Raw genomic sequence first — 21,022 nt, 5'->3', positions numbered from 1 at the left:
CGAAGCCTAAGCAGACTTCCGACCACATGTGCGAGAACGATGAACCAATTGTGATACCAATTACGGCCGGATCAGATCAGCGCGTCGAGCGCGACGGCCACGAAGAGGATGGTCAGATAGGTGGTTGACCAGTGGAAAAGCCGCATCGGCTTGACCGCCTCGCCGCGCGCCGCACGCCGGCAGAGCTTGTGCGCCTCGACCACGAAGACACCACCGACGACCAGCGCGGTGACCCCGTAGATCGGGCTCATCCCCAGCGGCCAGACGGCCAGTGAGGAGAGCAGGGTCAGCCAGGAGAAGAGCAGGATCTCCGCGTTCACCCGCCGGACCGAGGCCACCACCGGCAGCATCGGTACGCCGGCCCGGGCGTAGTCGGCCTTGTACTTGATCGCCAGCGCGTAGAAGTGCGGCATCTGCCAGAAGAAGACGACCGCGAACAGCCCCCACGCGGCGGGGGCCAGCGAGCCGGTGACCGCGGCCCAGCCGATCAGCACCGGCGCCGATCCGCAGATGCCACCCCAGAAGGTGTTCGCCACCGTGGTCCGCTTGAGCCAGAGCGTGTAAACCAGGTCGTAGTACGCGATCGCGGCGAGAGTCAGCCCCGTCGCCAGCCAGTTGGTGCACACGGCCATCAGCGCGAGCGAGACCGCCGCCAGCACCAGGCCGAAGATCAGCGCGCTGCGCGGCGACACGGTGTGCGCGGGCAGCGGCCGGCGCTTGGTGCGCCGCATCAACTGGTCGATGTCCCGGTCGATGTAGCAGTTGAGCACGCTGGCCGCGCCGGCGGCGAGCGAGCCGCCGACCAGCACCGCGGCGACCAGCCAGAGCGAGGGCATGCCGCCCTCGGCAAGCATCATCGCCGGCACCGTGGTGACCAGCAGCAGCTCGACGATCCGCGGCTTGGTGAGCGTCACGTACGCGGCCACCACCGCCCGCACGCTCCGCCGACCGCTCGCAGGCTCCTCGGGCACCGTGCCCACCGGCGGCTGCCCGGCAGAGTCGCTGACGGGGCGCTCGGTGATCATGCTCACGGATTGCCACCTTCCGGCTTCGGCAGGGGGGAGGTCGGATTGGCCGGACCCGGCCAGGGTCCACACACCGATCCACAGACTACGCGTCGTCGTTTTCGCTGCCCCGGAGACCCGACAACGGTGCGGGCCGTCACACCACGGGGCGACCGGCAGATCCGGTCGGACGGACCCAGAACACCATGCAGAGATCCCCGGGCGGACGTTCAGGACCACTCGATAGGGTCAGCACCGAGGGTTCCGCCCATCTGCCGAGGAGCACAACGTGGCTGCCAATCGACCCGAGCTTCCCGCTCTCAACTGGTCCGACCTCGACCGCAGGGCCGTCGACACGGTCCGCGTCCTGGCCATGGACGCCGTGGAGAAATCCGGCAATGGCCACCCGGGTACGGCGATGAGCCTCGCGCCGGCGGCGTACCTGCTCTTCAACCGCGTCATGCGGCACAACCCGGCCGACCCGGGCTGGGCCGGCCGCGACCGGTTCGTCCTCTCCTGCGGCCACTCCAGCCTCACCCTCTACATCCAGCTCTTCCTCTCCGGCTACCCGCTGTCGCTGGACGACCTGAAGGCGCTGCGCCAGTGGGGCTCGCTCACCCCGGGCCACCCCGAGCACGGGCACACCCCGGGTGTGGAGACCACCACCGGCCCGCTCGGCCAGGGGATCGGCAATGCCGTCGGCATGGCGATGGCCGCCCGCCGGGAGCGCGGCCTGTTCGACCCAACGGCCGAGGCCGGCGAGTCGCCGTTCGACCACGACATCTGGTGCATCGCCTCCGACGGCGACATCGAGGAGGGCATCAGCCACGAGGCCAGCGCCCTCGCCGGCCACCAGCAGCTCGGCAACCTCTGCGTGATCTACGACGACAACGAGATCTCGATCGAGGACGACACCCGGATCGCGCTGAGCGAGAACGTCTCCGCCCGCTACGAGGCGTACGGCTGGCACGTGCAGACCGTCGACTGGCGCCGCGGCGACGCCGACCAGGGCGACTACCACGAGGACGTCGAGGCGCTCTACCAGGCGCTGCTGGCCGCCCGGGCGGAGACCGGCCGCCCCTCCTTCATCGCGCTGCGCACCATCATCGGCTGGCCCGCCCCCAACAAGAAGAACACCGGCAAGATCCACGGCTCGGCGCTCGGCGCCGAGGAGGTGCAGGCCACCAAGGAGATCCTCGGCTTCGACCCGCAGCGGACCTTCCAGGTCGACGAGGACGTCCTCCAGCACGCCCGCCAGGTGATGGCGCGCGGTGCCGCGGCCCAGGCGGCGTGGAGCACGGCGTTCGACGCGTGGGCGCAGGCCAACCCGGAACACCGGGCGCTCTGGGGCCGGCTGGCCGGCCGCCAGCTCCCCGAGGGCTGGGCCGACGCGCTGCCGACCTTCCCGGCCGACGCCAAGGGCGTCGCGACCCGGGCCGCCTCCGGCAAGGTGCTGGAAGCGCTCGCCCCGGTGCTGCCCGAGCTCTGGGGCGGCTCCGCCGACCTGGCGGACAGCAACAACACCACCATGAAGGGCGAGCCGTCGTTCATCCCCGCAGCGCACGCGACCAAGGAGTTCCCGGGCCACGAGTACGGCCGCACGCTGCACTTCGGCATCCGTGAGCACGCGATGGGCGCGATCCTCAACGGCATCGCCCTGCACGGCGGCACCCGTCCGTACGGCGGCACCTTCCTGGTGTTCAGCGACTACATGCGCCCGTCGGTGCGGCTCGCCGCGCTGATGAAGCTCCCGGTGGTCTACGTCTGGACGCACGACTCGATCGGTCTCGGCGAGGACGGCCCGACCCACCAGCCGGTGGAGCATCTGACCGCGCTGCGCGCCATCCCCGGCCTGGACGTGGTCCGCCCGGCCGACGCCAACGAGACCGTGTGGGCGTGGCGGCAGGCGCTGGAGCACACCGACCGGCCCACCGCGCTGGCGCTCAGCCGCCAGGCGCTGCCGACCCTGGACCGCACCGGGCTGGCCGGCGCCGAGGGCACCGCCAAGGGCGGCTACGTGCTGGCCGAGGCGTCCACCGGCATGCCGCAGGTGATTCTCGTCGGCACCGGCTCCGAGGTGCAGCTCTGCCTCACCGCCCGGGAGCGCCTGGAGGCGGCGGGCACCCCCACCCGGGTCGTCTCCATGCCCTGTCAGGAGTGGTTCTTCGCCCAGGACGAGGCGTACCGGGAGTCGGTTCTGCCGCGCGGGGTAAAGGCACGGGTGAGCGTGGAGGCGGGCATCGCCATGTCCTGGCGGGGGATCGTCGGGGACAGCGGCGAGAGCGTGAGCCTGGAGCACTACGGGGCGAGCGCGCCGCACACCGTGCTGTTCGAGCAGTTCGGGTTCACCCCCGACCGGATCGTGGCCGCCGCGCACGCGGCGCTGACCCGGGTGGGCGACATCACCGGTTTCACGACCGGCAATTGAGGGGAGCGTGGACGGCATGACCGACAGGCTGGGTGAGCTGAGCGCCGCCGGAGTGGCGATCTGGCTCGACGATCTTTCCCGGACCCGACTGAGCTCCGGCGGGCTGGACCGGCTGCGCCGCGAGCAGCACCTGGTGGGGGTGACCTCCAACCCGACCATTTTCGCCAAGGCGCTCAGCGACGCCGACGAGTACAACTGGCAGCTGAAGGACCTGGCCATCCGTGGGGTGGACGTCGAGGAGGCGGTCCGCCTGCTCACCACGTACGACGTGCGGTGGGCGTGCGACGTGATGCGTCCGGCGTACGACGCCAGCGGCGGGGTCGACGGCCGGGTCTCCATCGAGGTGGACCCGCGGCTGGCCCACGAGACGGAGAAGACCGTCGCCGAGGCCGGGGCGCTGTGGTGGCTGATCGACCGGCCCAACCTCTTCATCAAGATCCCGGCCACCGAGGCGGGGCTGCCGGCGATCACCGCCACCCTCGCCCAGGGGATCAGCGTCAACGTCACGCTGATCTTCAGCCTGGACCGCTACTCGCAGGTCATGGAGGCGTTCCTCGCGGGGCTGGAGCAGGCGAAGGCGAACGGGCACGACCTGTCCACGATCGGGTCGGTCGCGTCGTTCTTCGTCTCCCGCGTCGACAGCGAGGTGGACAAGAGGCTGGAGAAGATCGGCTCCGCCGAGGCGAAGGCGCTGCGCGGCAAGGCCGCCATCGCCAACGCCCGGCTCGCGTACGAGCGCTACTGCGAGGTCTTCGGCTCCGACCGGTGGCGGGCCCTGGCCGACGCCGGCGCCCACCCGCAGCGCCCGCTGTGGGCCTCCACCTCGACGAAGAACCCGGACTACCGGGACGTCATGTACGTCGAGGAGCTGATTGCCTCCGGCACGGTGAACACCATGCCGGAGGCGACCATTCACGCCTTCGCCGACCACGGTGAGGTCCGGGCCGACGCCGTCACCGGCTACTACGACGACGCCCGCAAGGTCTTCACCGACCTGCAGGCGGTCGGGGTGGACCTGACCGACGTGGTCGCCGTCCTCGAACGGGAAGGCGTGGAGAAGTTCGAGGCCAGCTGGCAGGAACTGCTCGACGGGGTGCGGAAGTCCCTCACCGAGGCGGCCAAGGGCACCGGGCAGCCGGGCCGGGCCGCCAAGGGCAACGCGCGGGCCGCCGAGCAGGCCGGGGGCAACGCGTGACGGAAGGCGTCGGAAGCGTCCCGGGGCCCGGCCCCGGGACGCCCCGCGCCTCGGTCGCCCACCCTGCGGTGGGCGACCTGCTGACCGGCTCGGCGGACGCCGCCGCCGGCTTGACCGTACGCGGCGCCGACTTGATCGACCGGTCCGCGCCCGTGTCGGTCCGCGAAACCCTGGCCGCCCGGGACGTCCCCGCCCGGCTCGCCGCGAAGGACCCCACCCTGTGGGGCCCGGGGGCCGAGGCGAAGGTACGCCTCGGCTGGCGGGACACCCACCGCCGCAGCCGGGAGCTGCTCCCCCAGCTCGCCGAGCTGATCGAGGAGTTGGCCGACCTCGACCACGTGGTGCTCGCCGGGACGGACGGCTCGTCGCTCGCCCCGGAGGTGATCGCCCGCACCCTCGGCCGGCCGCTGACCGTGCTGGACACCACCGATCCCGGGCAGGTCCGGACGGCGCTGGCCGACCGGTTGGACCGGACGGTGGTGGTGGTCTCCGGCAAGTCCGGGTCGACGGTGGAGACGGACAGCCTCCGGCGGGCCTACTGGCACGCGTTCCTGGACGCCGGGATGACCGAGGCGGAGGCCGCCCGGCACTTCGTCGTGGTCACCGACCCGGGTTCGCCGCTGGAGGCGACCGCCGCCGAGATGGGTGTGGTCACCATCGTCGCCGATTCAGACCTGGCCGGCCGATACTCGGCGCTCACCGCGTTCGGTCTGGTCCCCTCGGCGTTGGCCGGGGTCGCCGTGACCGACCTGCTCGACGAGGCCGACGCGCTGGCCGCGACGCTGGGCCGCGACCGGGACAACCCCGGCCTGGCCCTCGGGGTGGCGCTCGGCGCGGCCGCCACCACCGGCCGGGACACGGTCGCCCTGGTGTCGGACGGCACCGGCGTCGACGGGCTGGGCGACTGGGCCGAGCACCTGCTCGCCGAGTCGATCGGCACGGCCGGCGGGGGGATCCTGCCCGTCGTGGTCGAGTCGCCGGACGCCCCCGGCGCCACCGGCCCGGACGTCCTCACCGTCAGCTACGGCGGCGCGCTCGCCCCGGGCGTCACGCCCGGTGTCGGCGCCGCGGCCGTGGCGGTCAACGGCCCCCTCGGCGCCCAGTTCCTGACCTGGGAGTACGCCACCGCGATCGCCGCGGCGGTGCTGGGTGTCGACCCGTTCGACCAGCCGCACGTCGCCGAGCGCAGGGAGCACACCGCCCGCATCCTCGCCACCGGCCCCGCGCCGGAGACGCCGTCGTTCACCGAGGGCGCGGTCGAGGTGTACGCCCCGGCCGGCGCCCCCGGCGACCTGGTCGGCGTGCTGCGCTGGCTGCTCGACGGGCTCGCCGACGACGGCTACCTGGCGGTGACCGCCTACCTGGACCGGCTCGGTGACGCGGCGGCGGCCGGGCTGCGCCCGGTGCTGGCGCGGGCGACCCGCCGCCCGGTGACCTTCAGATGGGGGCCACGCCCGGCGGGGCAGCACTTGGGCGGCCCGCCGGTCGGCAGCTACCTTCAGCTGACCGGCGCGGTCACCGATGATCTGCCGGTGCCCGGCCGCCCGTACACCTTTGGGGAGCTGCAGGCGGCCCAGGCCGCCGGCGACCGGCAGGCGCTGGCCGGTCAAGGCCGACCGGTGCTGCGCCTGCACCTGACCGAGCGGGCCGCGGGCGTGGCCCAACTGCTGGACGCGGCCGGACGGACCCGGGATGACGATGGATAACGTGACCTCAGGGAGCGAGGAGGCGGCATGAACCCGCTGCGCGACCCCCAGGACAGACGGCTGCCGCGGATCCCGGAGCCGTGCGCTCTGGTGATCTTCGGGGTGACCGGTGACCTGGCCCGAAAGAAGCTGCTGCCGGCGGTCTACGACCTGGCGAACCGGGGGCTGCTGCCGCCCGGTTTCGTGGTCCTGGGCTTCGCCCGGCGCGACTGGGGTGACGGCGACTTCGAGTCGCTGGCCTACGAGGCGGCGAAGGACCACGCCCGTACCCCGTGGCGGGAGGAGGTGTGGGCGCGGCTGGCCGGCAACATCAAGTTCGTCGGCGGCTCGTTCGACGACGACGCCGCGTTCGACCAGCTCGCCACCACCCTCGACGAGCTGCGCGACAGCCACGGCATTCACGGCAATGCCGCCTTCTACTTCTCCATCCCCCCGGCGGCCTTCCCCGTGGTGCTCAAGCAACTCGCCCGCACCGGCCTGGCCGACAACGCGAAGTCCGGCGGCTGGCGCCGGGTCGTGGTCGAAAAGCCGTTCGGCCGTGACCTGCCCTCGGCCAAGGCGCTCAACGAGCTGGTCGACGACGTGTTCACCCGCCGGGACGTCTTCCGGATCGACCACTACCTGGGCAAGGAGACCGTCCAGAACATCCTCGCCCTGCGGTTCGCCAACAACCTGTTCGAGCCACTGTGGAACGGCAAGTACGTCGACTCGGTGCAGATCACCATGGCCGAGGACGTCGGCATCGGCAGCCGGGCCGGGTTCTACGACTCGGCCGGCGCCGCCCGGGACGTGCTGCAGAACCACCTCCTGCAACTGCTCGCCCTGGTGGCGATGGAGGAACCGACCAGCTTCGACGCCGACGAGATCCGCGCCGAGAAGCTGAAGGTGCTCAGGGCCATCACGGTGCCCGGCGACATCTCCCGGGACACCGTCCGGGGCCAGTACCTGCCCGGCTGGGTCGGCGGCGAACGGGCCGTCGGCTACCTGGACGAGCAGGGCGTGCCGGCGGACTCCACCACCGAGACGTACGTCGCGGTCAAGCTCGGCATCCAGAACCGGCGGTGGGCCGGGGTGCCGTTCTACATCCGGGCCGGCAAGCGGCTGCCCCGACGGGTCACCGAGGTGGCCATCATGTTCAAGCGGGCGCCGCACCTGCCGTTCGACAAGGCCGACGTGGAATCGCTCGGCCCCAACCAGCTGGTCATCCGGGTCCAGCCCGACGAGGGCGTGGTGCTGAAGTTCGGCTCCAAGGTGCCCGGCACCCAGATGGAGGTCCGCGACATCGCGATGGACTTCCAGTACGGCGAGGCGTTCACCGAGTCCAGCCCCGAGGCGTACGAGCGGCTGGTGCTGGACGTGCTGATCGGCGACCGGACGCTGTTCCCGGACGCCGCCGAGGTGGAGCAGAGCTGGCAGGTGGTGGACCCGCTGGAGCAGGCCTGGGCCGACACCACGCCGGAGCCGTACCGATCCGGTGAATGGGGCCCCCGGGCCGCCGACGAGATGCTGGCCCGGGACGGCCGGGCGTGGCGACGGGCATGAGCGAGCAGACCTGGAGGATCCGTTGATCGGGCTGTGGGACACCACCGGCAACGAGGTGGTCAAGGCGCTCGCCGCCGAGCGGCGCAGCGCGGGCGGGGTGGCCAGCGGCATGGCGCTCACCCTGATCGTGGTGGTGGACGAGAAGCGGGTCCGGGAGGCGGAGGCGGCGGCGACGATAGCCGCCGCGGCCCACCCGTGCCGGCTGCTCGTGGTGGTCCGCACCGATGTCGAGCGGGACCGTAACCGTTTGGACGCGGAGATCGTCGTCGGCGGCCGGCTCGGCCCGTGCGAGGCGGTGGTGACCCGGATGTACGGGCGGCTCGCGCTGCACGCCGAGTCGGTGGTGATGCCGCTGCTGGTGCCGGACGTGCCAGTGGTGACCTGGTGGCACGGCGAGCCGCCGGCGGAGATCGCGACCGACTTCCTCGGCGTGGTGGCGGACCGGCGGATCACCGACTCGGCGCAGGCGGGCGACCCGATCGGCGCGCTGCGGGAGCGGGCGGTGGACTACGCCCCGGGCGACACCGATCTGGCCTGGACCCGGATCACCCCGTGGCGCACCCTGGTCGCCGGGGCGTTCGACACCACCCAGGCCGGGATCACCGAGGCGACGGTGGTGGCGCCGCGCAGCGACCCGACGGCGGCGCTGATGCGCGGCTGGCTCGCCGCCCGGCTGGGGATCGACCCGGTCTGGGAGGCCACCGACGCGTTCCCCCGGATGCGCGAGGTGCGGCTGCGCTGCGCCAACGGGGACGAGCTGGTGCTGACCCGGGAGGACAGCGTGGCGACCTTCCGGCGTACCGGCCAGGACGATCGGACGCTGCCGCTGGTCCGCCGCCCGCTCGGTGACGAGCTGGCCGAGGAGCTGCGCCGTCTCGACGCCGACCAGGTGTACGCGGAGGCGCTCGGCGCGGCCGCCGGCGTCCCCGGTCTGGAGCAGCGCCCCAGCCAGCGGGTGCACGTGTGGAAGGATCCGGCGACCGCCAAGCGGGCCGAGGCCGGGATCACCGCGCACACCGGCACGTCCGCCAAAGGGTGAGCCGGCCCGCCGCCACGAAGGGGCGGCGCGGACCGGGCAGCACAGGTGACCGCCGTGGGGCGGTCGGAACGCGAAGGCACATCTGATGAGTGAGGCGAGTGTCGCCGTACACGCCGACCCCGACCTGCTGGCGCAGGCGGTGGCGGCCCGGCTGGTGGTGAAGCTGCTCGACGCGCAGGCGGATCGGGGCCAGGCGTCGGTGGTACTGACCGGCGGGCGGATCGCCGCGGCGGTGTACCGGGCGGTGACGGAGCTGCCGGCCCGGGACGCGGTCGACTGGTCCCGGGTCGACCTCTGGTGGGGCGACGAGCGGTTCCTGCCGGCCGGCGACCCGGAGCGCAACGAGACGCAGGCCCGCGCGGCGCTGCTGGCCGCGCTGCCGCTGGACCCGGCGCGGGTGCACCCGATGCCGGCCTCCGACGGGCCGGCCGGCAACGACCCGGAGGCGGCCGCCGCCGACTACGCCGAGGAACTCGCCCGGGCTGCCCGGCCGGGTCACGCCGCGCTCCCCCACTTCGACGTGCTGATGCTCGGCGTCGGGGAGGACGGGCACGTGGCGTCGGTCTTCCCCGAGCATCCGGTGCACCACGACAACCGGCCGGTCAGCGCGGTACGCGGCAGCCCGAAGCCGCCACCGGTGCGGACCACGCTGACGCTGCCCACGATCAACACCGCCGAGGAGGTCTGGCTGGTGGCCGCCGGCGCGGACAAGGCCCGGGCGGTGGGCATGGCCCTCGCCGGGGCCGGGCCGGTGCAACTGCCGGCGGCCGGGGTGCACGGGGTGTCGCGTACCCTCTGGCTGCTCGACCGGGCGGCGGCGGCCGACGTCCCACCCCGCCTCCGCAGCCTGAGGTGAAAGGAGGGGCCCCCTGTTAACGCCTGCGGTAGAGCAGGGGCCCCTTCTTAACAGGCGGCTCCCAGAAGCGGCGCGGTGCGGCGTGGCGCGGAGCGGCGCAAATGCAAATCTGCGCGCGGCCCGTGACGGACCGCGCGCAGATCGGTGTGACTGGACGTGCTGACTCAGGCGGGGCTGGCAAGCTGGAGGCGGAGCCAGAGCCCGATCCCGACGACGCACGCGAACCAGATGATCCCGATCAGAACCGTGTATCGGTCGAGGTTCTTCTCGGCGACCGATGAGCCGGCCAGGCTGGAGCTGACACCGCCGCCGAACATGCTCGACAAGCCGCCACCCTTACCGCGGTGGAGCAGGATGAACAGGGTGAGCAGGACGCTCGTGATGACCAGCAACACGATCATCGTGTACGCGAACCAGATCGGCATGGCGGGGGTCAGTCCTCTCGTTGCGATCACTGCCCGTCGTGGTCGGGCACGGTGGCACCGGCCATCGGACGGGCAGCGTCAAGGATAGCGAGCGATCAGCGGGCGATGTGCTCCGGGAACCGGCAGATCTGCGCGAACTCTTCGGCGTCCAGGCTGGCGCCACCGATCAGCGCGCCGTCCACGTCCGGCTGAGCCATGATCGCGGCGATGTTCGCCGCCTTCACCGACCCGCCGTAGAGGATCCGGACCTGGTCCGCGGTGTCCTGGCCGAAGGTCTCCGTCAGGCGCTTGCGCACCTCGCCGCAGACCTCCTGGGCGTCCTCCGGGGTCGCCGTCTTGCCGGTGCCGATCGCCCAGACCGGCTCGTACGCCACGACGACCTTGGTGACCTGCTCCGCGGTGAGCCCGCGGAGCGCGCCGTCGAGCTGGTCGCAGCAGTGCGGGACATGCCGCAACTGCTCGCGGACCTCCAGCCCCTCACCGATGCACAGGATCGGCGTGAGCCCGTTGGACAGGGCGGCGTTCACCTTGTCGTTGACCAGCGCGTCGTCCTCGCGGTGGTACTGCCGCCGCTCCGAGTGGCCGACCACGACGTAGGTGCAGCCGAGCTTGGCCAGCATCGGCCCGGAGATCTCCCCGGTGTACGCGCCCGACTGGTACGGCGACAGATCCTGCGCGCCATAGCCGATCAGCAGCTTGTCACCGTCCACCGCGGTCTGCACCGTCCGCAGGTCGGTGAAGGGCGGCAGGACGACCGTCTCGACGTCGGTGAGCTGCTTCTCGGTGAGACTCGCGGCCAGCTTCTGCACCAGCAGGTTGGCCTCGAGGTGGTTGAGGTTCATCTTCCAGTTGCCGGCCATGAGCGGCCGGCGGGGGGTGCTCGCCATGTCAGTTCTCCAGAGCCGCGATGCCGGGGAGGGTCTTGCCCTCCAGGTATTCCAGGGAGGCGCCGCCACCGGTGGAGATGTGGTCGAAAGCTGACTCGTCCAGCCCCAACGTGCGCACCGCCGCCGCGGAGTCACCACCGCCGACGACGCTGAACGCGCCGGACTTCGCGATCGCCTCGGCGACCCCGCGGGTCCCGTTGGCGAACGCCGCCATCTCGAACACGCCCATCGGGCCGTTCCAGAACACCGTCCGCGCCTGCTTGAGGGCGGCGGCGAAACCGGCCACCGTCTCCGGGCCGATGTCGAGGCCGACCCGCTTGCTCGGGATGCCGTCCACCCGGACCGTGTCGTGCTCGGCGTCCGGGGCGAACGCGACCGCGGCCACCACGTCGACCGGCAACATGATCTTGCCCGGCTCGCGTTCCAGCAGGTTGCGGCAGGTCTCGACCATCTCCTCCTCCAGCAGCGAGCTGCCCACCTCCAGGCCCTGAGCCTTCAGGAAGGTGAAGCACATCCCGCCGCCGATGAGCAGCCGGTCGACCTTCGGCAGCAGCGCCTCGATCACCGCGAGCTTGTCGGAAACCTTGGAACCGCCCAGCACCACCACGTACGGCCGCTCCGGCTCGCCGGTCAGCCTGCTGAGCACCTCCACCTCGCGCAGCACCAGCCGACCGGCGAAGTGCGGCAGCCGGGCCGGCACGTCGTAGACGCTGGCGTGCTTGCGGTGCACGGCGCCGAAGGCGTCGTCGACGTACGCCTCGCCGAGGGCGGCGAGCTGGTCGGCGAAGGCGCCCCGCTCGGCGTCGTCCTTGCTGGTCTCGCCCTTGTTGAAGCGGAGGTTCTCCAGCAGGGCGACCTGGCCGTCGGCCAGCCCGTCCACGGTCGAACGGGCCGAGTCGCCGACGGTGTCGGAGGCGAAGTGGACCGGGGCGTCGAGCAGCTCGCCGAGCCGCCCGGCCACCGGGCGGAGGCTGAACTGCGGTTCCGGCGTGCCCTTCGGGCGGCCCAGGTGGGAGCAGACGACCACCCGGGCGCCGGCCTGGACCAGCGCGCTCAGCGTCGGCAGGACGGCCCGGATCCGACCGTCGTCGGTGATGTCCCCGGTCTGCTTGTCGAGCGGGACGTTCAGGTCGGCGCGCACCAGCACGCGCCGACCCGACACCCCCTCGGCGAGCAGGTCGTCGAGGTTGCGGATGCTCACAGCGAGCTACCCACCAGCTTGACCAGGTCGACCAGGCGGTTGGAGTAGCCCCACTCGTTGTCGTACCAGCCGACGACCTTGACCTGGTTGCCGACCACCTTGGTCAGCGGAGCGTCGTAGATGCACGACGCCGGGTCGGTGACGATGTCGGCGGAGACGATCGGGTCCTCGTTGTAGACCAGGATGCCCTTGAGCGGGCCGTTCGCGGCGGCCTTCATCGCGGCGTTGACCTCGTCCACCGTGGTCTCACGGTTGAGGTTGACGGTCAGGTCGGTGGTGGAGCCGGTCGGGATCGGCACGCGCAGCGCGTAACCGTCCAGCTTGCCCTTGAGCTCCGGCAGGACCAGGCCGATCGCCTTGGCGGCGCCGGTCGAGGTCGGCACGATGTTGAGCGCGGCGGCCCGGGCCCGACGCAGGTCCTTGTGCGGCGCGTCCTGCAGGTTCTGGTCCTGCGTGTACGCGTGGATGGTGGTCATCAGGCCCTGCTGGATGCCGAACGTGTCGTGCAGCACCTTCGCCATCGGGGCGAGGCAGTTGGTGGTGCAGGAGGCGTTCGAGATGATGGTGTGCTTGGCCGGGTCGTACTGCTCGTGGTTGACGCCCATCACCACGGTGACGTCCTCGTTCTTCGCCGGCGCGGAGATGATGACCTTCTTGGCCCCGCCGTCGATGTGCGCCTTCGCCTTGGTGGCGTCGGTGAAGAACCCGGTGGACTCGATGACCACGTCCACGCCGACCTCACCCCACGGCAGCTTGGCCGGGTCCTTCTCGGCGTACGCCTTGATGGTGTGGCCGCCCACGCTGATCTCGTCGTCGGTGGCCTTGACCTCCTGCGGAAGGCGGCCCAGGATGCTGTCGTACTTGACAAGGTGGGCGAGCGTCGCGTTGTCGGTCAGGTCGTTGACCGCCACGACCTCGATGTCAGCGCCGGACGCCAGCACTGCCCGGAAGAAGTTGCGGCCGATCCGGCCGAAGCCGTTGATGCCAACCCGGATGGTCACAGGTCCCATCTCCTCGCGTTCTGGTCCGCCGGCGTCAGGCTGTCAGCCGGCGAAGGTGTGTGCGCCGACCGTTGGAGCCGGCCGTTGACGATTCATCTCGGCCACCCCGCCGCGGTCTCAGGAGACCTGACCGCCCGAGGCGGTGAGCACGGCGAGGAGTGCCGGTGTCGGCCCCCTTGCCGTACGCAGCGACCTTATCCGAGCGCGCGACATCACGCTGCGGCGGGTGGTGATCCCGCTCGGCAGAATGACGCCCCACCGTCCTATCAGACCACGAGCATGTCGGGCGTGACGGCCGCTTCCGTATCCGGGAGGCCCAGGTCCCGCGCCCGCTTGTCGGCCAGCGCGAGCAGCCGGCGGATCCGGCCCGCGATGGCGTCCTTGGTCAGCGGCGGGTCGGCGAGGGCACCCAACTCCTCCAGCGAGGCCTGCCGGTGCTCCAGGCGCAGCCGCCCGGCCGAGGTGAGGTGGTCGGGGGCGTCCTCGGCGAGGATCTCCAGCGCCCGGGTGACCCGGGCGGCGGCGGCCACCGCGGCCCGCGCCGAGCGGCGCAGGTTGGCGTCGTCGAAGTTGGCCAGCCGGTTGGCGGTGGCCCGCACCTCGCGGCGTACCCGCCGTTCCTCCCACGCCAGCACGCTGGAGTGGGCGCCTATCCGGGTGAGCAGGGCGGCGATCGCGTCGCCGTCCTTGACCACCACCCGGTCCACGCCACGTACCTCACGGTTCTTGGCGGTGATCCCGATCCGCCGGGCCGCGCCGACCAGGGCGAGGGCCGACTCCGGCCCCGGGCAGGTGATCTCCAGCGCGCTGGACCGGCCCGGCTCGGTCAACGAGCCGTGCGCCATGAACGCGCCCCGCCAGGCGGAGACCGCGCAGCAGACGTTGGCGGCGACCACGTGGGGCGGCAGCCCGCGCACCGGGCGGCCACGGACGTCCAACAGGCCGGTCTGGCGCGCCAGCGCCTCGCCGTCCTTCACCACCCGTACGATGAAGTGGCTGCCCTTGCGCAGCCCACCCGAGGCGAGCACGTGGATCTCGCTCGGATAGCCGTAGACCTCGGCGATCTCCCGGCGCAGCCGCCGGGCCACCGCGCCGGTGTCCAGCTCTGCCTCGACCACCACGCGCCCCGACACGATGTGCAGGCCGCCGGCGAAGCGCAGCAGTGCGGTCATCTCCGCCCGCCGGCAGCAGGGCTTGGGCACGTCAACCCGACTCAGCTCGTCCTTGACGGCAGCCGTCATCGCCATAGTGCGCCCCCTAACGGACCGGTTCCGGCGTGTCGCCGGTGATTACGTACGTGTCTAACGATCGGCGCCCAGGACAGGCACCAGCGCGGCACCCAGGGCGGCTGGATCATGACGGGGCGTGCCGTCGACGACGGCGACGGGGGCGAGGACCAGCCGGGCACCCAGCGATTCTGCCGCACGTTCGACCGCCAGCGGGTCAGCCACCGCCTTGGAGTCGGCCAGCACCACGTCCACCCTCAGCTCGGGCAGATAGCGTCGCAGGGTGTCCAGATGGTCGGCCAGGGAGAGCCCGAGGGTCTCCTTCTCGGCCACCAGGTTGAGCGTCACCAGTCGCCGTGCCGGACTGGAGACGATCGCGTCGGCCAGCTCCGGCACCAGCAGGTGCGGCAGCACGCTGGTGAACCAGCTGCCCGGCCCGAAGATCAGCCAGTCGGCCCCGCGTACCGCGGCCACCGCCTCGGCGCAGGCGGCCGGCGCGGCCGGGGTGAGCCGCAACGCCTCGACCCGGCCGGTGGTGACCGCCACCTGGTGCTGGCCGCGCAGCGCGCGTACCTCGTCGGGGTAGGCCGGGTCGGCGCCGCGCACCCGGGCCTCGATGTCGACCGGCTGGCAGGACATCGGCAGCACCCGGCCGACCGCGCCGAGCATCGCGCCGGCGTGGTCGAGCGCCGCCACCGGGTCGCCGGCCAGTTCCATCAGCCCGTGCAGCACCAGGTTGCCGACGGCGTGCCCGGCGAGCGGGTCGCCCGCACCCTCGCCGACCAGGCGCGCCGCCGCGGCGAAGCGGTGCTGGAACAGGCCGGCGGTGCGCCGGGTGGCCGGGTGGTCGCCGGCGAGCGCGACCAGCGCCTGCCGCAGATCTCCCGGCGGCAGTCCGCCGCGCTCTGCCCGCAGCCGGCCGCTGGAGCCGCCGTCGTCGCCCACGGTGACCACCGCGGTGATGTCCAGGTCCAGCTCGGGTACGCAGCGCCGCAGCGCCCGCAGGGAAGCCGACAGCCCGTGCCCGCCGCCGAAAGCGACCACCCTGGTCGCGATCATTCCCGCCCCAGGTCCCGGTGCTGGGCGTTCGCGGAGATGCCGGACTGGCGCAGCCGGACGGCCAACTCCTCGGCGATCGCGACGCTGCGGTGTTTGCCGCCGGTGCAGCCGACGGCGACGGTCAGATAGCGCTTCCCCTCCCGCTCGAAGCCGGCGGTGGTGGCGTTGACCAGGTCGGCGTACCCGGCCACGAAGGCGTCGGCGCCCTCCTGGCCCAGCACGTACGCGCTGACCGCCGCCTCACGCCCGGTGTGTTCGCGCAGCCCCGGCACCCAGTACGGGTTGGGCAGGAACCGGGCGTCCATCACGAAATCGGCGTCCGGGGGCAGGCCGTACTTGAAGCCGAACGAGAGCACGGTGATCCGCAGCCGGCGGGCGTCCTCCCCGCCGAACAGCTCCTCGACCCGGCGCCGCAGCTGGTTGACGTTGAGGTGGCTGGTGTCGATGATCACGTCGGCCTGGTCCCGGGCCTCTTCCAACAGGGCGCGCTCTATGGCGATCCCGTCGGCGAGCCGCCCTTCACCCTGCAGCGGGTGCGAGCGGCGGACGCTCTCGAACCGCCGGATCAGCACCTCGTCGTCGGCGTCGACGAAGACCACCTGGGGCTGGAAACCGCGCTCGTGCAGCTCCCGGATCGCCCCGGCCAGGTCGGTGGAGAAGGCGCGCGAGCGCACGTCCAGCACCATCGCCGTACGCCGGGCCGCGCCGCCGGCCTTGAACGCCAGCTCGGCCATGTCGAGCATGAGTGCCTGGGGCAGGTTGTCGACCACATAGAAGCCGACGTTCTCCAGCGCCCGGGCCACCGTGCTCCGGCCGCCGCCGGAAAGGCCGGTGACCACCACCAGGGTGGTGTCCGCCTCGGCCGGCGCCGGTCGGCTCAGGGCTGTCTCCGTACCGGTCGGCACCAGTTCTCCCGCCGTCCGCGCCTCGCTCACCACTACCCCCAAGCTGTGGCGCCGCGGCCACTCGGCCGCGCCTGGTCAATCAGCGACTCTAACGGCTGCGACCACACGGGGGATTCCATGGGTGGCGACGAGAAAGGGGAGTTGTCCGGTTTGCCGAGATTCGAGCACGACCGGCCTGCTCCAGGACTACGAAATCGACGGCGAACCACTACCGGTCGTGGGTGCCCGAGCGGCGGTGGTCGACTCGGCCGGTCGCCGGGTGGCGGTGATCGAACTGACCGAGGTGCGGGTCAGCCGGCTCGGCGACGTGGACCTCGACCATGCCCGCGACGAGGGCGAGGGGTACGACTCGGTCGCCGCCTGGCGAGCGGGTCACGAGGAGTTCTGGCACGGGCTGGACTACCGAGAGTGGCTGGGCGACCCGAGCTTCACCGTCGACGACGACACACCAGCCGTGCTGGAGCGGTTCCGCCTCGTCGCGACGCTGTGACCGCCCCACGACTGCGTGACCTCAGGACACCGACCATGGCAGAGCGGCCTCACCCAATGACTGCCGGTCAAGAAGCGTGCTGTCGCTGTCACGTACTCGGCGACATACCCCGTTGGCCCGCTGGAGACCGTTGCTCGACCCGGTCGCGCGCCTTGGCCCGCACCGCGACGAAGCCGCTGGCCCCGATCATCAGGTACAGCCCTCCGAACAGCCAGAAGGCCGCGAAGAGGAAGCCAAGCGCGACCATCGAGAAGATCATGACCAGCGCACCGCCCAGCGCGACCACCGCGTACGCGGCCCGGATTCCACGCGCGCACAGCACAGCGAGAACGAGCGGCCCGACGATCCACAGCACCACCCCGACCCAGTCGGTACCGAGTGTGCGGGTGACTATCGCGGACACGCCCAGCAGTCCGGGCAGGGCCACGAACACCGCGGCGGCGAGATGCCACGACCGTACGGCGACTCGGCCGAATCCACGCCGCATCGCCGACGGCACGATCGTCGCCGCCCAGAGCAGGAGCACGAGCGGGAAGTAGTACAGACCCATCTCGCCCGAGACGCACGTGAGCGCGGTGAGAACCGCCGCGCCGACGACCCCGGCCATACCGCGCGTCCTGACGGGCAGCGCGAACGGCACGGCCGCGATGAGCGCCGGCAGCAGGGTGAGCATCGCAAGCCCGGGCCCGTACCGCTCGACGATGCTCTGCTCGTCCGGACCGGCCTCGGTCAGATCCAGCGGCAGCAGTGCCGCCGACCGCAGCAGGAAGCTCACGCACACGGCCGTCAGCACGCCGACCGCCACGGCGACCGCCCGCAGGGTCCGGCCGGCCCGCGCGGCGTGGTCCAGACCACCATCGGCAAGTGCGAGTTCCTCACGCGCCTGCCCCGCCACGGCCTGCGGGCTGCCGAGACCGGCCAGCGCCTGGTCCATGGTCCGCCCGCTGTCCAGAGCGTCGGTGATGTGCGCGCGGACATCCTCGACGATCTCCCGCACCGTGTCGGGTGGCGCGTCCGACAACTCGACGCCGAGCGCGCGCAGGTAGGTCTCCGCCGCCTCGGGTAGGGCCTCGCTGGTCATGATTCCTCCGCTATCAGCTCATCCACGTGCGGCTGGATGTCGCGCCACACGGTCGCGAACACGCGCAACTGCGCCCGTCCCTGGGCCGTGATCGCGTAGTACCGCCGGGCATGCCCCTGCTCCGGGGTCAGCCAATGGGTTTCGACGCTGCCCGCCTGCCGCATGCGGGCGAGCAGCGGGTACAGGCTGCCCTCGCTCGCGGTCAGGCCGCGAGCGACAAGCCAGTCGGCCAGTTCCAGGCCGTACATGTCGCGCCGCGAGAGCAACGCGAGCACGCAGTACTCGAGTACGCCCTTGCGGATGTTGGTGGTGATCCGCTCACGCGGGTTGTCCATGAAAGCAAGATACCTTGCATAGCAAGACCTTAGGTAGCGGGGGGGTGGCAGGAGCCAGCCTCGGCCACCGTGATGAACTCGACGAGCCGGGCGGCCAGCTCACGGCGTCGCTGCCTCGATCGTTGACGCTGAAGCTGCGCGACACGCCGGGGCGACAGCAGCTGAGCCGCCAACGGTCGAGAAACCGCGTCGAGTCGGCGCCGCCGTCATCGGCGGGCTCTGCTGGGGCGACGGGGACGCGCCGTAGGCATCTTGTCCGAGCCCGCTCGTAGACTGCGCGGATGGTCTCTGCCACTGATCAGCGCACCGAGGACGCCCTGCGGGTGCTGCGCCGGGTGTTCGGCTACGACGCCTTCCGGGGCTTCCAGCAGGAGGTCGTCGAGCACGTGGTGGCCGGCGGTGACGCGCTGGTGCTGATGCCGACCGGGGGCGGCAAGTCGCTCTGCTACCAGATCCCCGCGCTGGTCCGGGACGGCGTCGCGGTGGTGGTCTCGCCGCTGATCGCGCTCATGCAGGACCAGGTCGACGCGCTCACCGCGGTCGGCGTACGCGCTGGGTTCCTCAACTCGACGCAGGATCTCGCCGAACGTCGCCGGGTGGAGGACGCCTTCCTCGCCGGCGAGCTGGACCTGCTCTACCTCGCCCCGGAGGCGCTCGCCGTCCGCGCCACCGTCGCCCTGTTGGAGCGCGGGCGGATCGCCCTGTTCGCGATCGACGAGGCGCACTGCGTCTCCCAGTGGGGGCACGACTTCCGCCCCGACTACCTCAACCTGTCGATGCTGCACGAACGCTGGCCGGGGGTGCCGCGCATCGCGCTCACCGCCACCGCGACCAACGCCACCCGCGCCGAGATCGCCACCCGGCTTCAACTGACCGACGCCCGGCACTTCGTGGCCAGCTTCGACCGACCCAACATCCAATACCGCATCGTGCCGAAACGGGAGCCCCGCAAGCAGCTGCTGAGCCTGCTGCGCGACGAGCACCCGGGCGACGCCGGGATCGTCTACTGCCTGTCCCGCGCCTCGGTGGAGAAGACCGCCGAGTTCCTGGTGGCCAACGGCGTTGCGGCGCTGCCCTACCACGCCGGGTTGGACGCGACCACCCGGGCGGCCAACCAGCAGCGCTTTCTGCGCGAGGACGGCCTCGTCATGGTCGCCACCATCGCGTTCGGCATGGGCATCGACAAGCCCGACGTACGGTTCGTCGCCCACCTCGACCTGCCCAAGTCGGTGGAGGGCTACTACCAGGAGACCGGCCGCGCCGGGCGGGACGGGCTGCCGTCGACCGCCTGGCTGGCGTACGGCCTGCAGGACGTCGTCCAGCAGCGCAAGATGATCGACACCTCGGAGGGCGACCTCGCGCACCGGCGCAACCTGGCCGCCCACCTCGACGCGATGCTGGCCCTCTGCGAGACCGTCCGCTGCCGCCGGGCACAGCTGCTCGAATACTTCGGCGAGACCGGCACGGCGGGCTGCGGCAACTGCGACACCTGCCTCACGCCGCCCGAGTCCTGGGACGGCACGGTCGCCGCGCAGAAACTGCTCTCCACCGTCTACCGGCTGGATCGGGAACGCAACCAACGGTTCGGCGCCGGGCACTGCGTCGACATCCTGCTCGGCAAGCGCACCGACAAGGTCGACCAGTACGGCCACGACTCACTGACCACCTTCGGCATCGGCACCGACCTGCGCGAGGCGGAGTGGCGGGGCGTGGTGCGGCAACTGCTCGCCGAGGGCCTGCTCGCCGTCGAGGGCGACTACGGCACGCTCGCCCTCACCGAGGCCAGCGCCGAGGTGCTGGGACGCCGGCGCACGGTCACCATGCGGCGGGAGCCGGAGAAGCCGGCGTCCGCCCGGCCGGCGAAGCCCCGGGGCGCGGCCAGCGTCGTCGCCGAGCTCACCCCCGAGGCGGCCCCGGTGTTCGAGCGGCTGCGGGCCTGGCGGGCAGCCACCGCCAAGGAGCAGGGCGTGCCCGCGTACGTCATCTTCCACGACGCCACCCTGCGGCAGATCGCCACCGAGGCGCCGGCCTCGCTGACCGACCTGTCCCAGGTCAGCGGCGTCGGCGAGAACAAGCTCGCCAAGTACGGCGAGCAGATCCTCGGCGTACTCGCGCAGGAGTGAGCGGACGCCGAAGGGCCCGACCCCCGTCCGGGGTCGGGCCCTTCGTCACTGCCTCAGGTCAGGAGCTGTAGCCACGGCTGGCGATCCAGTGCGCCAGGGTGTCCACGTCCATCCGGTACGAGGCCATGTTCGGGTTGGCCGAGTCGGCGATCGTCACGGTCTTCCCACCGTCGCGGTAGCCCACGACGCTGATGTAGTGGCCACCCTCGAAGGAGTGGGTGGTGCCGTCGGTGTCGGTGGCGGTGCCCGCGATGTTGGCCACCACGGCCCGGCCGTCGTCCACGGCCTTGACGATGTCGGCGCGCAGCTGCTCGACATGCGTGGCGTCGACCTTGTCGACCGGCATCTCGGTGCTGTGGTACGCGTTGCGGCCGGTTTCCTTGTTCAGGACGGGGGTGATGTCGTTGATGCTGTTGGTGCCGTCCTCGGTGGTGCCCATCTCCTTGGCCATGGCGTCGACGTTGATGTTCTTGCCCTGGACGGAGAGGGCGTTGCGGGTGGCGGCGGGGCCGCAGTAGT

The 21,022-nt window shown here is 71.8% G+C and carries 18 protein-coding genes and 1 pseudogene; 8 read left to right on the top strand and 11 right to left on the bottom strand.

The window, feature by feature from the left end; all coding sequences use genetic code 11:
• Positions 1-71 precede the first annotated feature (71 nt).
• The gene (locus tag ABZ671_RS28110; RefSeq protein WP_357863783.1) at positions 72-1,031 is read right to left on the bottom strand and encodes a heme o synthase; all 960 of its coding nucleotides are present in this window, start codon (positions 1,029-1,031) and stop codon (positions 72-74) included.
• Positions 1,032-1,293: 262 nt separating this feature from the next.
• Between ABZ671_RS28110 and tkt the strand changes: the two genes are divergently transcribed.
• The 6 genes from tkt to pgl all read left to right on the top strand — a co-directional run bounded on the left by tkt (position 1,294) and on the right by pgl (position 9,770).
• Positions 1,294-3,432 (top strand): transketolase, encoded by a 2,139-nt coding sequence (gene tkt / locus ABZ671_RS28105; protein ID WP_357863782.1) that lies wholly within the window; start codon positions 1,294-1,296, stop codon positions 3,430-3,432.
• Between the two features lie 16 nt (positions 3,433-3,448).
• Complete coding sequence (gene tal, locus ABZ671_RS28100) at positions 3,449-4,627, top strand: transaldolase (protein ID WP_357863781.1); 1,179 nt, start codon at positions 3,449-3,451, stop codon at positions 4,625-4,627.
• Between the two features lie 68 nt (positions 4,628-4,695).
• Positions 4,696-6,333, top strand: coding sequence for a glucose-6-phosphate isomerase (locus ABZ671_RS28095; protein WP_357863779.1), 1,638 nt, complete (start codon positions 4,696-4,698; stop codon positions 6,331-6,333).
• Positions 6,334-6,360: 27 nt separating this feature from the next.
• Positions 6,361-7,875, top strand: a complete 1,515-nt coding sequence (gene zwf / locus ABZ671_RS28090) for a glucose-6-phosphate dehydrogenase (RefSeq protein WP_357863778.1) — start codon at positions 6,361-6,363, stop codon at positions 7,873-7,875.
• Positions 7,876-7,897: 22 nt separating this feature from the next.
• Complete coding sequence (locus ABZ671_RS28085; RefSeq protein ID WP_357863777.1) at positions 7,898-8,914, top strand: glucose-6-phosphate dehydrogenase assembly protein OpcA; 1,017 nt, start codon at positions 7,898-7,900, stop codon at positions 8,912-8,914.
• 85 nt (positions 8,915-8,999) lie between these two features.
• The gene (gene pgl, locus ABZ671_RS28080; protein WP_357863776.1) at positions 9,000-9,770 is read left to right on the top strand and encodes a 6-phosphogluconolactonase; all 771 of its coding nucleotides are present in this window, start codon (positions 9,000-9,002) and stop codon (positions 9,768-9,770) included.
• A gap of 164 nt (positions 9,771-9,934) precedes the next feature.
• On the opposite strand, the gene secG is transcribed toward pgl, so the two are convergent.
• The 7 genes from secG to rapZ all read right to left on the bottom strand — a co-directional run bounded on the left by secG (position 9,935) and on the right by rapZ (position 16,474).
• Entirely contained in the window at positions 9,935-10,195 is a 261-nt protein-coding gene (gene secG / locus ABZ671_RS28075) for a preprotein translocase subunit SecG (protein WP_357552711.1), read from the bottom strand.
• Positions 10,196-10,290: 95 nt separating this feature from the next.
• On the bottom strand, positions 10,291-11,082 hold the full coding sequence (tpiA, locus tag ABZ671_RS28070) for a triose-phosphate isomerase (protein ID WP_357863775.1): 792 nt from the start codon (positions 11,080-11,082) through the stop codon (positions 10,291-10,293).
• A gap of 1 nt (position 11,083) precedes the next feature.
• Entirely contained in the window at positions 11,084-12,283 is a 1,200-nt protein-coding gene (locus tag ABZ671_RS28065) for a phosphoglycerate kinase (RefSeq protein ID WP_357863773.1), read from the bottom strand.
• On the bottom strand, positions 12,280-13,284 hold the full coding sequence (gene gap / locus ABZ671_RS28060; protein WP_357863771.1) for a type I glyceraldehyde-3-phosphate dehydrogenase: 1,005 nt from the start codon (positions 13,282-13,284) through the stop codon (positions 12,280-12,282). Before gap ends, ABZ671_RS28065 begins: the two co-directional genes overlap by 4 nt.
• A gap of 266 nt (positions 13,285-13,550) precedes the next feature.
• Positions 13,551-14,531, bottom strand: a complete 981-nt coding sequence (gene whiA, locus ABZ671_RS28055; RefSeq protein ID WP_357863769.1) for a DNA-binding protein WhiA — start codon at positions 14,529-14,531, stop codon at positions 13,551-13,553.
• 54 nt (positions 14,532-14,585) lie between these two features.
• Positions 14,586-15,569 carry a uridine diphosphate-N-acetylglucosamine-binding protein YvcK gene (gene yvcK, locus ABZ671_RS28050; RefSeq protein ID WP_357863767.1) on the bottom strand — a complete coding sequence of 328 codons (984 nt, stop codon included), beginning with the start codon at positions 15,567-15,569 and terminating at the stop codon, positions 14,586-14,588.
• Positions 15,566-16,474 carry an RNase adapter RapZ gene (gene rapZ / locus ABZ671_RS28045; RefSeq protein WP_357863765.1) on the bottom strand — a complete coding sequence of 303 codons (909 nt, stop codon included), beginning with the start codon at positions 16,472-16,474 and terminating at the stop codon, positions 15,566-15,568. The genes yvcK and rapZ overlap by 4 nt, the downstream gene beginning before the upstream one ends.
• Before the next feature lie 160 nt (positions 16,475-16,634).
• Between rapZ and ABZ671_RS28040 the strand changes: the two are divergent.
• Positions 16,635-16,964, top strand: a pseudogene (locus tag ABZ671_RS28040) (ASCH domain-containing protein); the annotation flags it as partial.
• Positions 16,965-17,052: 88 nt separating this feature from the next.
• Here the strand turns inward: ABZ671_RS28040 and ABZ671_RS28035 are convergent.
• Both ABZ671_RS28035 and ABZ671_RS28030 read right to left on the bottom strand, forming a co-directional pair.
• Positions 17,053-18,045 (bottom strand): hypothetical protein, encoded by a 993-nt coding sequence (locus tag ABZ671_RS28035; RefSeq protein ID WP_357863764.1) that lies wholly within the window; start codon positions 18,043-18,045, stop codon positions 17,053-17,055.
• A complete protein-coding gene (locus ABZ671_RS28030) occupies positions 18,042-18,380 on the bottom strand; it encodes a PadR family transcriptional regulator (protein ID WP_357863762.1) in 339 nt (112 codons plus the stop codon). The genes ABZ671_RS28035 and ABZ671_RS28030 overlap by 4 nt, the downstream gene beginning before the upstream one ends.
• A 281-nt stretch (positions 18,381-18,661) precedes the next feature.
• On the opposite strand from ABZ671_RS28030, the gene recQ reads away from it, so the two are divergent.
• Complete coding sequence (gene recQ, locus ABZ671_RS28025; RefSeq protein ID WP_357863760.1) at positions 18,662-20,503, top strand: DNA helicase RecQ; 1,842 nt, start codon at positions 18,662-18,664, stop codon at positions 20,501-20,503.
• A gap of 58 nt (positions 20,504-20,561) precedes the next feature.
• Here the strand turns inward: recQ and ABZ671_RS28020 are convergent.
• The coding region (locus ABZ671_RS28020) for a C39 family peptidase (RefSeq protein ID WP_357863758.1) at positions 20,562-21,022 on the bottom strand (461 nt) is incomplete at its 5' end.

It is taken from the genome of Micromonospora sp. NPDC006766 (assembly GCF_040636055.1).
In the GTDB taxonomy this organism is placed as follows: domain Bacteria; phylum Actinomycetota; class Actinomycetes; order Mycobacteriales; family Micromonosporaceae; genus Micromonospora.
The sequence above is the reverse complement of the archived record's forward strand: the minus strand, read 5'-3'. Positions and strand labels throughout refer to the sequence as shown.